We start from the raw sequence: 15,088 nt of genomic DNA on the forward strand, positions 1-15,088 counted from the left end.
TCTGACAGGTGCCGACTGACGGCAGGCGAAAAAAAAACCGGGCGGTCATCGCTGACCGCCCGGTTTTTCACTAGCAGATGAAGCGCTTACTGCACTTCCACCGCCAGGCTTTCGCTGATCTTCTGTTGCCAGATCGCAGGGCCGGTGATGTGCACCGATTCACCTTTGCTGTCCACCGCGACGGTGACCGGCATGTCCTTGACCTCGAACTCGTAGATCGCTTCCATGCCCAGCTCGGCGAACGCCAGGACCTTGGACTTCTTGATCGCTTGCGCCACCAGGTAAGCGGCGCCGCCCACGGCCATCAGGTACACGGCCTTGTTGTCCTTGATCGCGTCGATGGCGGTCGGGCCGCGCTCGGACTTGCCGATCATGCCCAGCAGACCGGTCTGCTCAAGGATCTGACGGGTGAACTTGTCCATCCGCGTGGCGGTGGTCGGGCCAGCCGGGCCAACCACTTCGTCACCGACCGGATCAACCGGGCCGACGTAGTAGATGAAGCGACCTTTCAGGTCTACCGGCAGGGTTTCGCCCTTGTTCAGCATCTCGACCATGCGCTTGTGCGCGGCGTCGCGACCGGTGAGCATCTTGCCGTTGAGCAGGACGGTTTCGCCCGGCTTCCAGCTCTGCACGTCTTCCGGGGTCAGGGTGTCGAGGTTGACGCGACGGGCCGACGGACCGGCTTCCCAGACGATTTCCGGGTAGGCGTCCAGCGGTGGCGCTTCCAGCGAGGCCGGGCCGGAACCGTCGAGCACGAAGTGCGCGTGACGGGTGGCGGCGCAGTTCGGGATCATGCACACCGGCAGCGAGGCTGCGTGAGTCGGGTAATCCATGATCTTCACGTCGAGCACGGTGGTCAGGCCACCGAGGCCCTGGGCGCCGATGCCCAGCTGGTTGACCTTCTCGAACAGCTCCAGACGCATTTCTTCGATGCGGTTCTGCGGGCCACGGGCTTTCAGCTCGTGAATGTCGATGGACTCCATCAACACTTCCTTGGCCATCACCGCGGCTTTCTCGGCGGTACCGCCGATGCCGATGCCCAGCATGCCCGGCGGGCACCAGCCGGCGCCCATGGTCGGAACGGTCTTCAGGACCCAGTCGACGATCGAGTCGGACGGGTTGAGCATGGCCATTTTCGACTTGTTCTCGGAACCGCCGCCCTTGGCCGCCACGTCCACTTCCACGGTGTTGCCCGGGACGATGGAGTAGTGGATGACCGCCGGGGTGTTGTCCTTGGTGTTTTTACGAGCGCCCGCCGGGTCGGCGAGGATCGAGGCACGCAGGACGTTTTCCGGCAGGTTGTAGGCGCGGCGCACGCCTTCGTTGATCATGTCGTCCAGGCTCATGGTCGCGCCATCCCAACGCACGTCCATGCCCACACGCACGAACACGGTCACGATGCCGGTGTCCTGGCAGATCGGCCGGTGGCCGGTGGCGCACATGCGCGAGTTGATCAGGATCTGCGCCATCGAGTCACGGGCCGCTGGCGATTCTTCGCGCAGGTAGGCTTCGTGCATCGCCTGGATGAAGTCCACGGGGTGGTAGTAGGAAATGAACTGCAGGGCGTCGGCAACGCTCTGAATCAGGTCGTCTTGCTTGATCACGGTCATGAGTCGCGCTCCTCTAAAAGACGGGAACATTCAATAAGGTGCCTGCGGCTTGGGTGCATCGGTCGGTCGCAGACACCTTTCAAGGCACGCCGGGGCTGCTGGCGCGACGCTAAAAAGGCGCGGCAGTATACCGCGCCTCCCCGGTGGTGACACGCGCCGGTAGTCATTCGTTGGTCGCATGGCGGGAGCCGGTTGTCGTGATTTTCCGGATGCGCGTCCGGCGCGCTGTTTCGGGGCCGTGAAGGCCGACAAAAAATCACGCGTGGCCGGTGCTTTTGGCGGGCGCTCCGGGAACCCGGGAGGGGCGGGCCCAAGGGCTTTTTTGACGCCAAATATCCGGCCCGAAAATCAATGGTCATTTATCGACCGGGCCACTAAAGTGGCAGCCGGTCTGTAGAGTAGGACACTCGGTCAGCCTCTTATCGCACGGTGAGTCAACGATTGACCCATAACGCCATTCAACGTCTTTTGCTCAAACGCTTCGCCCTCGCTGCAGCCACCTACGGATTGGCCTTGCTGCTGCTGTGGCTGGCGTATTTCACCGGACACTACGAAGATTCGCTGGCAGGCGTCGCCGTCGGCAGCGCCCTGGTGGTCATCAGCCAGGCGACCCTGTTCGCGGTGTTTTTCTCGGGCGCCAACCTGCGCTTCTCCGATCCGAGCCTGACCGAGGCGCAAGTGCTGCTCGGCCTCGGCTGGCAGACGTGGCTGATCGCGCATCTGCAAGAAGCCCGGGGCGAGTTCCTGGTCTTCTATGTGCTGATCCTGCTGTTCGGCCTGTTCCATTTGTCGCGGCGAGCCTTCGTGCGCTGCGCGATGCTGGTGTTCTTCAGTTTCTGCGCCATCACGCTGTGGGACGGTTACCACTTCCGGCTGCACGATCCGGCACTGTCCGCGTTGCAGGCCTGCATTCTGTTGATCGTGCTGGCGTGGCTGGTGATCTACGCCCGCTTCGTCCAGACCTCGCGGCAACGCATGCGCCAGCGCCGGTTTGCCTTGCAGGCGCATCAGGACACCCTGCGCGGGATGATGCGCCAGCTCGAAGATCTGGTGGCCACCGACGAACTGACCGGGCTGTTCAACCGCCGGCATTTCCTGCGCCTGGCCACCCGCGAGTTGAATGCGATGGAGGCGGACGTCGTGCATGGTCTGGCGCTGATCGACCTCGACCACTTCAAACGTATCAACGACCTGCACGGCCATGCCGCCGGCGATCAGGTGTTGCAGGCGTTCGCTGGCGTGGCCGGAGCCTGTCTGCGCGACGGCGACGTGCTGGCGCGTTATGGTGGTGAGGAATTCGTGGTGCTGCTGCCCGATTGCAACGCGGAACGGCTGACCGCCTGCTGCGAACGCCTGCGCATCGCCTTTACCGACGTCGAACTGGTGGGCCTGAATGTGAAAAACCTGAGCCTGTCCGCCGGCATGACCCTGCTGGAACTGGGCGATGATCTGGACGACGCCTTGCAGCGTGCCGATCAGGCGCTGTACCGGGCCAAGCGCGACGGGCGCAACCGTTGCGCCGCCGCGTGGGAGAACGCCGATGCCTGAACTGCGAGTCGGTGAGCGACAGTGGTCGGTGGCGGCGGGCAGCAACCTGCTCGACGCTCTCAATCAGAACGGCGTGGCGGTACCTTACAGCTGCCGCGCCGGCAGTTGCCATGCGTGTCTGGTGCAATGCGTGCAGGGCTTGCCTGCTGACAGTCGCCCGGATGCCCTGAGCGCCGGGCAGCGTGACCAGGGCTGGCGGCTGGCCTGCCAGTGTCAGGTCATCGAAGATTTGCAGGTGCACACCTTCGATCCGGTCACTGACGGTCGTCCGGCCACGGTCGAAGCGCTGGACTGGCTCGGCGACAGCGTGTTGCGTCTGCGCCTGACACCCCAGCGGCCGCTGCGCTACAGCGCCGGCCAGCATCTGGTGTTGTGGCTCGGCCACATTGCGCGGCCGTATTCGCTGGCCAGCCTTCCCGAAGAAGATCGTTTTCTCGAGTTTCACCTCGATTGCCGCGAGCCCGGCGAATTCAGCGATGCTGCGCGCCGGTTGCAGATCGGCGACCCGATCCGCCTCGGTGAGCTGCGCGGCGGCGCGCTGCATTACGACCCGGACTGGCACGACCGGCCGCTGTGGCTGCTCGCCGCCGGCACCGGCCTCGGCCCGTTGTTCGGCGTGTTGCGAGAGGCGCTGCGTCACGATCATCGGGGCGCCATTCGCGTCATTCACCTGGCCCATGATGCCGACGGGCATTACCTGGCCAAACCCCTTGAAGCACTGGCCGCGCAGCGGGAAAACCTCAGCGTCGAACTGTGGACGGCGGCCGAGTTGCCGGGCGCTTTGGCGCAACTGCGCCTTGTCTCCCGGCAAACCCTGGCTTTAGTCTGCGGTTCGACTGCCAGCATCGACGCGTTTGCCAAGCGTCTGTTCCTGGCCGGACTGCCGCGCAATCAACTGCTGGCCGATGTCTTCCTGAGCCGTGGTTGAGCGCTGAATTCTCAGACGCGAGACCTGCCATGCCCGAAGCCATCCTGCTGCACCGTGAACGCGGTTTGCTGACCCTGCGCCTCAACCGCCCGGACAAGAAAAACGCCCTGACCCGCGCCATGTACAGCCAGTTGGCCGAAGCGCTGAAACAGGCCGGCAGCGATCCGGAAATCAACGCCGTGCTGATCACCGGCAGCGCCGAGTGCTTCACCGCTGGCAACGACATCGCCGACTTCATCCAGCAACCGCCGAGTGACCTCGACAGCCCGGTGTTTCACTTCATGCTCGAACTGCTTGAATGCCGCAAACCGGTGATCGCCGCCGTGGCCGGGGCGGCGGTGGGGATCGGCACGACGCTGTTGCTGCATTGCGATCTGGTTTATGTGGCGCGGGATGCGCGTTTGCGGATGCCATTCGTCAATCTCGGGTTGTGCCCGGAGTTCGGTTCCAGCCTGATCCTGCCGCGTTTGCTTGGGCAGGCCAAAGCGTCGGAATTGTTGCTGCTCGGTGAAGGCTTCACCGGTGAACAAGCGGCGCAATGGGGGATCGCCACCGAGGCGCTGGGCAGTGGCGAAGCCGCGCTGGTCAAGGCACGGGAGATGGCGCTGCGGTTTGATGAGTTGCCGGCTGAAGCAGTGCGGATCAGCAAGCAACTGATGCGGGCGCCGGATCGCGAGTTGATCCGCAAGGTGATCGAGGAGGAGGGGGTGCTGTTTACTCAGCGGCTCAGATCGCCGGAGGCGCTGGCGGCGTTGACCGGGTTCATCAAACGGCATTGAGATGTTCATTGCCTGAAACGGCGCCATCGCCAGCAGGCTGGCTCCCACATTGGGATTGCGCACTCCTGTGGGAGCCAGCCTGCTGGCGATAGGGTTGACTGAGACAACACTTCTTCAGGATCAGAAAGCAAAAAGCCCCACCACTCACATGGCAGGGCTTTTCGTTTTCAGCAACCGGTCACTCAGACCTGTGGGTCGCCGACGTGCAGGATCTTCATGCCGTTGGTGCCGCCGGTGGTGTGGTAGCTGTCGCCCTTGGTCAGGATGACCCAGTCGCCTTTCTCCACCACGCCGCGCTTGACCAGCTCGTCGATGGCTTTCTGGCTGACTTCGTTCGGGGCCAGCGAAGCCGGGTCGAACGGCACGGTGTACACGCCACGGAACATCGCCGCGCGGGCCTGGGCTTCGCGGTGCGGGGTGAAGCAGTAGATCGGCACCGAAGAACGGATACGCGACATGATCAGCGGGGTGTAGCCGCTTTCGGTCAGCGCGATGATCGCCTTGACGCCCGGGAAGTGGTTGGCGGTGTACATGGTCGCCAGCGCAATGCTCTCGTCGCAGCGCTCGAATTCCTTGCCGATGCGGTGGCTGGAGGTCTTGCTGGTCGGGTGCTTTTCAGCGCCGACGCAGATGCGTGCCATCGCCTGCACGGCTTCCAGCGGATACGCGCCGGCAGCGGATTCGGCCGACAGCATCACGGCGTCGGTGTAGTCGAGCACGGCGTTGGCCACGTCGGACACTTCGGCACGGGTTGGCATCGGGTTCTGGATCATCGACTCCATCATCTGGGTCGCCACGATCACCGCCTTGTTGTGGCGGCGTGCGTGCAGAATGATTTTCTTCTGGATGCCCACAAGCTCGGCGTCGCCGATTTCCACGCCCAGGTCGCCACGGGCAACCATCACCGCGTCGGAGGCCTTGATCAGGCCGTCGAGGGTTTCGTCGTCGGCCACGGCTTCGGCGCGTTCGATCTTCGCTACCAGCCAGGCAGTGCCGCCGGCTTCGTCGCGCAGTTGACGGGCGTAGTTCATGTCGGCAGCGTCACGCGGGAAGGACACCGCGAGGTAGTCGACTTCCATTTCAGCGGCGAGCTTGATGTCGGCCTTGTCTTTCTCGGTCAGGGCCGGTGCGGTCAGGCCGCCACCGCGACGGTTGATGCCTTTGTGGTCGGACAGCGGACCGCCGATGGTCACCACGCAGTTCAGTTCGGTGGCGGTGGCGGTTTCAACGCGCATCACCACGCGGCCGTCGTCGAGCAGCAGCTCGTCGCCCACACCGCAGTCCTTGACCAGGTCCGGGTAGTCGATGCCGACCACTTGCTGGTTGCCTTCGGTCAGCGGATGGCTGGTGGAAAAGGTGAACTTGTCACCGATCTTCAGCTCGATGCGCTTGTTGGCGAATTTGGCGATACGGATTTTCGGGCCTTGCAGGTCACCCAGCAGGGCGACGAAGCGGCCATGCTTGGCAGCCAGGTCACGCACCAGCTTCGCGCGAGCCTTGTGCTCGTCGGGGGTGCCGTGGGAGAAGTTCAGACGGGCGACGTCCAGGCCAGCCAGAATCAGCTGTTCGAGAACTTCCGGCGAGTTACTGGCCGGGCCAAGGGTAGCGACGATTTTGGTACGACGGACGGACATGCAAAGACTCCTCAGGTTCAAGCGCCAGCGAAGGCTACTATGCTCGAAGGGTGTAGTCATTGTTCGTTTGCACTACTTACGATTTTCTTTTTTGAACGCGACAATCGGCGCAAACGGCTCTGAAGATTTCTCACAAGGGGTCGATACAGAGCACAAGACAGGAGAACCCCCATGCGATTGTTGCCCATTGCCGCCCTTGCCCTCAGCGTCCTCGCTGCTTCGGGCTGCACCCGTTGGTCGATGAACCATCATCTGAACAACGCCTACAGCGCCTATGACCGGGGCAATTGCGAGCAGGTGATGCTCGAACTGTCCAAGGTCGAACGCGCCAGCCGCGCCCGCCCTTACGTGTGGCCGGAAGTGTCGATGATGCGCGGCCAGTGCCTGGAACGGCAAAAAATGTTTGTCGACGCGGCGCAGACCTACCAGTTCATCATTGCCTCGTATCCCAACAGCGAATACGCCTACCGCGCCCGTGCGCGTCTGGAAACCCTGCAGAGCCTGGGCCACTACCCGACCCGCAGCGCCGCCGTGGTGCCACCCGCCCGTTTCTGATGGCGGTTGTCATACAAAAGCTGGCCGGCTGTACAAGGTGAGCTATAGTCGAATGACACCGGTGCAGATGCATTCTGTACCGGCGCAACACCTGCGACTGGCATGAGCAGTACGTGGCGAGCGCCACACCGGGAGCGGGGAGAGCGGGCCTGTCGGGCAGGTTCGTTCCGAAGCACAGTGCGGCCCGTTTGCCGGGCCCTGCATGGCGATACGCTCATGTTTACCGACCGTCGAATCGAACGGCACCAGTTGCCGTATTTTCTGCGAGTGTTCAACAGCGTCACCGACAAACCCATCGGGTTTCTGGGCAACGTCTCCGAAGACGGGCTGATGCTCATCAGCCAGTTGCCGATGATGATCGGGGCCGAATTCAAATTGCGTCTGAAGATTCCTGTGGGCGATGGCTGCCAGCAGGTGATCGACCTCAGCGCCTGCTGCCTGTGGTGCCATGAGGACGCGACGCCCCGACATTACGACGCCGGCTTCAGTCTGTTCCGCACGCCGCCGGAATACGGGCAACTGGTCGAGGCGTTGAAGCAGTACTTCAGTTTTCAGCCGTTACCGGCTTCGGCCTGACAAAACAAAAGGGTCATGACCTGCCGCAGGTCATGACCCTTTTTCGTTACGCGCCTATCGCAATCGCCCGCTCGTTATCCAGCGTCTTTTCCGCCAGCAGCAACCCCATCTCGCTCAACTGATAGATCGCCATCGCCAGGTGTCGCGGCTTGTCGTCCAGGCTGTCGGCCAGGTCCAGCAGCAGAATGCTGACCGAAGAAAAGGTTTCATAGGTCTGGATGGCGATCGCCTCGGAATTGATCTCGGGATCGACCTTGAACATCTGCATGCCGCGATCCACGGAGTTGCGCGGTTTCTCTGCCTTGGGGTTGAGGTAGAAGTCGAGGGCCTTGTGCGCCGCGTCGTGGAGTTTTTTTGAATCGATTGAAGCGTAGGGGGAAACCGGATCGGGTTGATCGGTCGGGTCCTTTGGATCGGTGTCCGAAGGGGGATTTGGAACTGGCTTCTTCATGTATTTCGTACTCGTCGTTAGGGCCACCATTGGCTCGCGACTAAACGAGAAAAGGGTGGCGGCTGTAAGCAGGTTAGTCGACCGGGAGTACGCGAACCGGCGCGCCCGAGGGCGCCCTGCGAACAGCCACCATCGAGTGCGGGGATAGGGAATACCCGACTGGATGACGCTTATGCGCAACGTACTAAAGACCCCGGGCGACTAAACCCGGCCGCTGATTGGCAGCGACACGGATCAAGTTACGGGGCAACGCCAAGGCGCACAAGCCGGCGGATTCTGAGGGATTTGTAGGCAATGGCACAAGGCGTCGTAGCCCGTTGTTACGAGTTGCAGGACGTTGCCGGACCGGGCTGTGGGAAGAGTTACCGTTTGTCGGGACTGTCAGATCTGTCAGGTGTGGCAATGAACGCTATCGGCATTCAATGGTTTCAAGTCTCGCGTTTAGCAATATTGCCCACTGAGGAGTAGATGATGGATAAGTCTGAAAGTGGTGTTGGTGAGTCCATCGATCCGGGAACGGATAACTCATTCTCGGCACAATTGGATGGCGAAAAGGCCCAGATACTGCAAATTGATTTTCCGCCCAATAATGCCTTACTGGGCAGCAAAGTCATTGTCCGAGGACGGGCTGTTCCGCAAAATCCTTCCGAGGAGGTTGTAGTTGAAGTAAACCGAACTTTGTATCCGCCCAGAGACGTTAACGGTTATTGGCAAGTAGAAGACGACCTTACGAGCTTGACTTATCCGACCATAATATTTGCCGCCATGATCCGTAGTCCGATGCTAAGAGTTTCGAGGGCTGTTACCTGGCAAAAGAACTGTCCATCGTTCATTGGTTTCCCCGCTGGCGGGACAGTTCTTCCTCAGGGGCAACCCTTTACCATAACGGGCCAAGGTATAACGGGGTCTACTGTTACGGTAACAAATGTTTCTGCTGGCCTCATTTTGGGCACTCGCATTCCTGGTGCGAGAGGCTATTGGGAAATGCAGATCGTCGCACCTACCTCGGGTACATCATTCATTATTGAAGCTGTTCACGACGGCCTGGGTGGATCTCATGTTCCCCACCGAGTCACTTATGTACTAGCTCCAACCAATAAGACTCCCGAGATTACTTTGCCGTTAGCGGGAACTGTCCAAGACCGGAAGTTCAGAATTTCAGGAAAAAATGGTGTGTCGGGATCCACCATGCAGGTGTTCATCGACTTGACGCAGATTAAAGTCGGTGATGAGGCGGTCACCGGAGATGACTGGAGTGTGCCGGTTGTCCTTCCTGACAGTATCCCGCCAGGGGAAGTCCGTTTAGTCGCGCAGCAGACGCTAAACGGTACCCCTTCCGATCGAAGCGTTTATCGCGCCTTCAAATTAAAACCCCCGCAACCGACCAAACTGACGGCACAGGTCGATGCCCAGGGCAATGTGACCCTTGGGGGCGTCGGACATATTGGCGCGACGTTCGATCTTCACGTCGTAGGCAACATGACGCCTTTCCGCTCCTTCACCGTGTCAACTACACCCTGGTCGGTGCTCTTTCCCGATTGGCTGCCGGGCACTTCGCTGATTGGCGGTCGGCAAAGCGTGCCCGATGGTGCGGGGCAGCCGATTTATTCGGACTGGACACCGGAGAGCACCACGGTTGTTGTGCCTGTTCCTCCGCCGACGTTAAGTTTCCGTGTCAGCCCGGAGGAAGGCATTCCCACCTTCTCCGGTACGGGCAGGAACTGGTCCGGTCAACCGGCCTCCAGAGTAGAGGTCCGATTGAACAACGCCGGCTCTGCAATCGTGCCAATCGTCGACGTTCGTGCAGATACGACCTGGTCCAGCACGGCAATCGAACGCTGGGCTCCCGGAAAGTATCAGGTTACGGCCACTCAGTGGTTCACAACACTGCAATCAAACTGGGTTCTGCCGCTTGTTTCCGTGGTCATCTCCTCGCCTCTTGCCGTTATCGAAAAAGTGACCCCGAACGGCCTGTTTGCAAAGGTGAATGGCCAATGCTGGCCGGGAGCGGTGGTGACGATCACGTTCAGTGACAGCCCAACCCCCCATCCGGTTACGGATACCGACAAGAACGGGGAGTGGGATTTCCAGCGCCCCGCAGCGTTCCGCCCCGGCAGGCACACGGTCACGGTCACGCAGACGTTCGGCGGGCAAACCTCCAACCCGGTGACGACGACCTTCGAGATAGCGGTGAGCGTGCTGGTGATCACTCCGCCACCCGGTGGGCAAACGGATCATTTGCCGGTATTGCACGGCACCGGCGGGATCGACGGTTTCACGATCAGCGTGTTCGATTACGTGACCCACGAGCTGTTGGGTGAAGCGCTCGCAACAGGCGATGCCTGGTCGGTGCAGCTCACGGAACTCGATTACCTGACCCATACCGTTTTCGCTGTGCAAAAACTGGGTGACCTGCAATCGCAACGCAGCACTTCGGTCGCTTTCAAAGTGGTGTTGTTCGCGCCAAGGATCAACTTTCCAATAACCAGAACATCGGTCCCCCGGACCTTCACGGTAGAAGGCTACGCCAGAGCGGGAAAAGGGTTCGACCGTACGGAGGTGGATGTGTACCTCGATGACGTCGCCCATCGCATTTATCCAGATGCTGGCGATGGTTATTTCAAAGAGTATTTCACCCTGCCATTGGGACCCTGCGTGCTGACAGCCAGGCAGTACTTCAAGGATCAGGAGTCGCCGCCTGCCCAAGAGATACTTCTCACGATCGTTCCCGACAAGGCGCTTATCGAAACGCCGGGTACTGGTGAGGCAGTCGGACAGACTGCGGTGATCTGCGGGTTTGGATACCCGGAAGATACCGTCGTGGTTGCCCTGCCGGGCGGCGCGGAACTGGGACAGGCCAGGGTCCAGGAAGACGGAACGTGGTTTTGCCCTGTCGAACTGCCTGAGTCTGGCGCCAACCTTTCATTCATCACCGAGCAGCGCAACGGTGAGTTCCACTCGGGTTGGTCGCAACCCAGAGCCGTGCAGCGGCTTGAGCACCCTCCCACGTTTGGCGAGCCGCCGGAGGGCAACTGGGAGGGAACGACACCAGGCTTCGCAGGCAGTGCCCTGGCGAATTCGAAGGTTGATGTGTTTGCCTGGTACGACCCCGACGAGAACCATGCCGAAGGCCTTTTGACCAACGGCGGACGTTGGGCCGGTGTGCCCGAACGAAATCTGCCCGCCGGTCCGCAATGGGCCCGTGCCGTGCAGATCGTGGGCGGAAAACGTTCCATGGCGGCTGACAGCAAACGATTCGAAGTCCTGCCGGCCGACGAGCCACGCTCGAGCTAATCCGACCAATGGCGACGTCAACTGTCATTTCTGACAGTAGACGTCATTGGCTCGATCACGCCAAATGCAAGGCATGCCCAACACGCAACGTGCGACACCTAATGGAAACCGTGTCGGAACCAGGAGCATCAACATGACCCGCTCTCCCGCTCAGATCGCTCAGAAGATGTTCACCGAGGCAGTCGGTAAACCCAAGCGTTCGTCCACAACGGCACTCACACGTTTTTTCAAGTCGGGGGGATCGGTCGTCGCGCTGGCAAACAAGGGCGTTGACGGGTTGATGCACGACTATGGCCTGGACCGGCATCAGGCCAGCGAGCTTCAGCAGCGTCTCAATGTGCTGTCAACCGTGGTTTTACGGCAGTTCATAGAGCACCAATTGACCGCCAAAGGCGCCGCGACTCTAGCGCGTGCAGGGCTCGATAACGGACCTACCTACGCCTTGCTGTTCAATCCGAATTTCGATGCGTTGTGCCCGCCGGGTGCCATTGAAGCCATTCATTCGCCGGCGGCGTATCTGACCGCCCTGATGTATTGGGCCATGCATCGGCTGGGCGTGACCGATGGCAAAGGCCTGCCACTGGTGGGACGGCGTACGGATCTCGTAAAGTTGCTGATCGATGTCAATGCCGTTCAGGGCGTGGTGTTGTCAGTGGAGGTGATCAGCCGCATCATGGAGCGCTTCATCGCCGCCACGCTGGGGCCCATTCAAGATCTCGATGAGGCGTTGAACCAGAAGGCGTTTCCTCGGGAACTGCCCTTTCACTGGCCCTGGGTCACGCTCGATCATGTCCTGAAGGGGCATGGCGAATCGGTGGGCAGCGTGGTGCGTCTGTGCGATTTGCAGTATCCGTACTTTCTTCGTTCAGGACCGTGGAGCAGCCAGTCCGACAAGGCCCTGATTCAAGCCTCACGGTTGAGTCCTTCACAGCGGACAATCCTGACCGAGGCGAGGCATTTTCCAGACAATGCAGACGAGTTCTACGCGAAATACCTCGGCCTCAAGGATATTTCAATCGGCAATCTGAGGCTCGTGTCCGTTTTCAATGAAAGAACAAAACTGGACACGCCGGCACTTGAGGCGTTGCTTTCGATTGGGGCTTCTACTCCTTTCCTGTCCGAAAACGCACCGGGTTTCGTAGCGGGGCTGGTAACGGGCAAAGATCATGGGTCTGTCTTTATCAATGAGGCCAAGGCCCCGCCCATTACCATCGTTAATACCGGTGTGGAACTGCTCAACCGTTTCGAAGATATGGAGCCCGACCGGGTTGACCGTGCCAACCGTATAGTGCGACTGACCGACTGGTTGCGATTGGCCAGTCACGAAACCGATCGACTGATCGTTGCAGCAGTGCTCGCTGAAGTGCCCGCGCCGACACCTTCTCGTTACTGGATGACAGCCAATGCCCTCCGAGCGCTTGGCCTGTTTCAGGAACTTCGTGAGACCTTTGGATGCACTGCAGACGACTTCGCTGCTTTCATCGGAGCGCTTTCCGTTTTCGGGCGCGGCACGGAGCGCGCTCAGTTCGATCGAATCTTCAACAGGGGTGGCGCCCGTTCCCGTCCATTGGTACTTGACGACCGATCCTTCCCGGTGATTCCCGAGACCCCTGCCGACCTGCTCACGGTCAGGCAGTTGTGCGCAGGCTTGGGCATTGATCTGGAAACCTATTTTTACCTGGCCAACCTGATTGCCGCCGCTCACAAACTGCCTCAGCTCAAGTGCAGTTTGCCGGTGGTGTCCGGTTTTTATCGCATGGTCAGGCTGCCGCGGTTGCTGGGGATCACGCCGATCGAGGCGGTCCTGCTGCTGAACATGATGGGCGGCCAGATATGGGTGAACGCCCTGGCCGGCGTGCCACAGATCAACGACAGGAAAATACTTGATAACCCGGATGTACTGAGTGTGATGCATGCCTTGATGGATTGCGTGCAATGGGCTCGGGCCGCACAACTGCCGGTGCATTGGGTGGTAAGACAGGCAATGGCCTGGCCACCGGCTCAGCCCGATGAAAGACAACTTACGCTATTCGACCAGTGGCGCCGGCAGGTCACGCCGGCTCAGGTGACGGAAGATGCACTGAGAATGGCCGGTGTCGAACCCTTGTCGAATGATCGGCGTTGGTTGCGGGCGCTGGCGGCGCTGGTCGACGAGCGAGGGTTGATTCGTGATTTCGTCGAGTCAGCGGATCAGACCTTTGAAGCCTATGCCCGGGAGATGATCGAGCGGGCCGTCCAGTTGGAGACAGGCAGCCTCGATCCCGGTCTGGTCGGTTTGATTCTGGCAGTCGTGCTGCGTAGCCGCGCCAGTCAGAGCAGTGTGGTGCAGGAGGGGCTGGCGGCGTATAGCGGTCTGAATCCGGATCGGGTGTTGCAGGTGCTTGGCTGGTCTGGCGGTAGTGTGCATTTCGTACTGGCACAAGTGCTCGGATTGCCGGAAATCCCCAATGAAGGCACCACCGTTGCGCCACGGGCGGACTTGCCGAGCGACCCTGTTCTACGGGTGCTGGCCGAGTTCTCGAGACGCAGTGCCGTGGTCGCGATGCTGGAGCTCAGTGGTGAATTCCTGACGCATTTCATTGCGACAAGTGCGCCGCAAGACAAAGCGCTCACGCTGTCGACGCTCAATGACCTCACGGTCTACAAACGTGCCCTGAACGTGAGCGATCAGCCTGAGGCAAGACTGCTCGACTATCTGCGCCGAATGCATGCGCTCCCCGCCAATCTGAGCAACCACGGACTTGAGCTTGTTCAGGAACGGGCCGCGAAGTGGCTTGCGGAACTGTTCAACTGGAGCGTGGATGAAGTCCGCACCTGCGCCGCTCATGTGAACCCCTCGAAAAAGTTGGTCGTGACGTTGCAGCACCTTGATGTGCTGACACGCCTGCGCTTGCTTGCCAAAAAAACCGGACAGAGTGCCGGGACGCTTCTCAAGGTCGGGAGTCTGTTGCCCGAGAGCCCCTACGCAGATTATGACCACGTCGCAGACCTCGTCAGAGCCAGCCTTACGACCCCGACCGAGCCGACCTATACGGACGATGTCATGGCTGTGGGGTTGGACGTGGTGGTGCGTTGGTCCACGGACCCGGATCCTGTCAGGTTGATCGCCAAAAAGCCGGGTGAGTCCGCCGAGTTCACCGTGAAAGTAGAGAACCGCAAAGGTGAGGCGCGACGGAATGTCAATGTTTACTGCGCTACTACGCTGGGCCGGTTCGAGCATTCAATGATCACCACCGGTATCGATGGCACGGCGAAGGTCAAGTTTTTCCCGGAAGGCCGGATGGGCAGTGTCACGCCTGTGTTCTGGCTTGATCTGGGTGAAGAGACCGCCGCGCCGGAGATCGAAATCGGTCCGGATATGGCCACTCTCCAAACGAAGACCGACAACCCTTCCCCTCTGCCAGACAGCACCGTACCGGTCGGAACGCTGGTGACCTATCGTGCCTTCGTCCAGGACGACTGGGACAACCCCATCGCAGACAATTCGATGACCTGGACGCTGGATCCCCTGCCTCAGGGTGAGATCAAAACCGTCACTGACCGCCAGGGGCGCACCGAATTGACTTTCACCAGTGACGTACCGGTCACCGTGAAGGTCAAGGCGAAAGCTGAAAACTCGACAAGCGTTTCCCTCCGCGATGTGAGGTTTGTCGCGGACCTCTCAGTGCACTCGCGAGTATCGGCAGCCCGCAAACAACGCAAACAGTGAGGGG

General features: G+C 60.5%; 10 protein-coding genes. 7 read left to right on the forward strand and 3 right to left on the reverse strand.

The genetic code is table 11. The annotated features are described in order from the left end of the window. Positions 1-86: 86 nt before the first annotated feature. Complete coding sequence (locus DXT77_RS12590; RefSeq protein WP_007960181.1) at positions 87-1,610, reverse strand: fumarate hydratase; 1,524 nt, start codon at positions 1,608-1,610, stop codon at positions 87-89. Between the two features lie 441 nt (positions 1,611-2,051). Between DXT77_RS12590 and DXT77_RS12595 the strand changes: the two genes are divergently transcribed. Genes DXT77_RS12595 through DXT77_RS12605 form a run of 3 tightly spaced genes read left to right on the forward strand, consistent with a single transcriptional unit; the run spans position 2,052 to position 4,865 of the window. Then, entirely contained in the window at positions 2,052-3,158 is a 1,107-nt protein-coding gene (locus DXT77_RS12595) for a diguanylate cyclase (protein WP_119427830.1), read from the forward strand. After that, positions 3,151-4,086, forward strand: a complete 936-nt coding sequence (locus tag DXT77_RS12600; RefSeq protein WP_119427831.1) for an iron-sulfur-binding ferredoxin reductase — start codon at positions 3,151-3,153, stop codon at positions 4,084-4,086. Before DXT77_RS12595 ends, DXT77_RS12600 begins: the two co-directional genes overlap by 8 nt. A gap of 29 nt (positions 4,087-4,115) precedes the next feature. Next, positions 4,116-4,865: an enoyl-CoA hydratase-related protein gene (locus DXT77_RS12605; protein ID WP_119427832.1), complete on the forward strand. Its 750-nt coding sequence runs from the start codon at positions 4,116-4,118 to the stop codon at positions 4,863-4,865. 182 nt (positions 4,866-5,047) lie between these two features. Here the strand turns inward: DXT77_RS12605 and pyk are convergent, their stop codons facing one another. Beyond that, entirely contained in the window at positions 5,048-6,499 is a 1,452-nt protein-coding gene (pyk, locus tag DXT77_RS12610; protein WP_085697206.1) for a pyruvate kinase, read from the reverse strand. Positions 6,500-6,670: 171 nt separating this feature from the next. Here pyk and DXT77_RS12615 point away from each other — a divergent pair, with 171 nt between their 5' ends. Together DXT77_RS12615 and DXT77_RS12620 are read left to right on the forward strand one after the other, a co-directional pair. Next, a complete protein-coding gene (locus DXT77_RS12615; protein ID WP_085709591.1) occupies positions 6,671-7,054 on the forward strand; it encodes a tol-pal system YbgF family protein in 384 nt (127 codons plus the stop codon). A gap of 216 nt (positions 7,055-7,270) precedes the next feature. Further along, complete coding sequence (locus DXT77_RS12620; protein WP_119427833.1) at positions 7,271-7,630, forward strand: PilZ domain-containing protein; 360 nt, start codon at positions 7,271-7,273, stop codon at positions 7,628-7,630. A 46-nt stretch (positions 7,631-7,676) separates the two neighbouring features. On the opposite strand, the gene DXT77_RS12625 is transcribed toward DXT77_RS12620, so the two are convergent. Beyond that, a complete protein-coding gene (locus DXT77_RS12625; RefSeq protein WP_119427834.1) occupies positions 7,677-8,081 on the reverse strand; it encodes a DUF6124 family protein in 405 nt (134 codons plus the stop codon). Between the two features lie 471 nt (positions 8,082-8,552). Between DXT77_RS12625 and DXT77_RS12630 the strand changes: the two genes are divergently transcribed. Further along, entirely contained in the window at positions 8,553-11,375 is a 2,823-nt protein-coding gene (locus DXT77_RS12630; RefSeq protein WP_147406997.1) for a hypothetical protein, read from the forward strand. A gap of 133 nt (positions 11,376-11,508) precedes the next feature. Further along, entirely contained in the window at positions 11,509-15,084 is a 3,576-nt protein-coding gene (locus tag DXT77_RS12635; RefSeq protein ID WP_158593091.1) for a Tc toxin subunit A, read from the forward strand. Positions 15,085-15,088 lie beyond the last annotated feature (4 nt).

Origin of the sequence: Pseudomonas sp. 91RF (assembly GCF_003576265.1) — a bacterium.
GTDB classification, from domain to species: Bacteria; Pseudomonadota; Gammaproteobacteria; order Pseudomonadales; family Pseudomonadaceae; genus Aquipseudomonas; species Aquipseudomonas kribbensis.

Coding starts and splice junctions, on each gene's coding strand:
- pyk (WP_085697206.1), bottom strand. CDS start 6,499: ATGTCCGTCCGTCGTACCAAAATCGTCGCTACCCTTGGCCCGGCCAGT.
- DXT77_RS12615 (WP_085709591.1), top strand. CDS start 6,671: ATGCGATTGTTGCCCATTGCCGCCCTTGCCCTCAGCGTCCTCGCTGCT.
- DXT77_RS12600 (WP_119427831.1), top strand. CDS start 3,151: ATGCCTGAACTGCGAGTCGGTGAGCGACAGTGGTCGGTGGCGGCGGGC.
- DXT77_RS12590 (WP_007960181.1), bottom strand. CDS start 1,610: ATGACCGTGATCAAGCAAGACGACCTGATTCAGAGCGTTGCCGACGCC.
- DXT77_RS12625 (WP_119427834.1), bottom strand. CDS start 8,081: ATGAAGAAGCCAGTTCCAAATCCCCCTTCGGACACCGATCCAAAGGAC.
- DXT77_RS12630 (WP_147406997.1), top strand. CDS start 8,553: ATGGATAAGTCTGAAAGTGGTGTTGGTGAGTCCATCGATCCGGGAACG.
- DXT77_RS12620 (WP_119427833.1), top strand. CDS start 7,271: ATGTTTACCGACCGTCGAATCGAACGGCACCAGTTGCCGTATTTTCTG.
- DXT77_RS12605 (WP_119427832.1), top strand. CDS start 4,116: ATGCCCGAAGCCATCCTGCTGCACCGTGAACGCGGTTTGCTGACCCTG.
- DXT77_RS12635 (WP_158593091.1), top strand. CDS start 11,509: ATGACCCGCTCTCCCGCTCAGATCGCTCAGAAGATGTTCACCGAGGCA.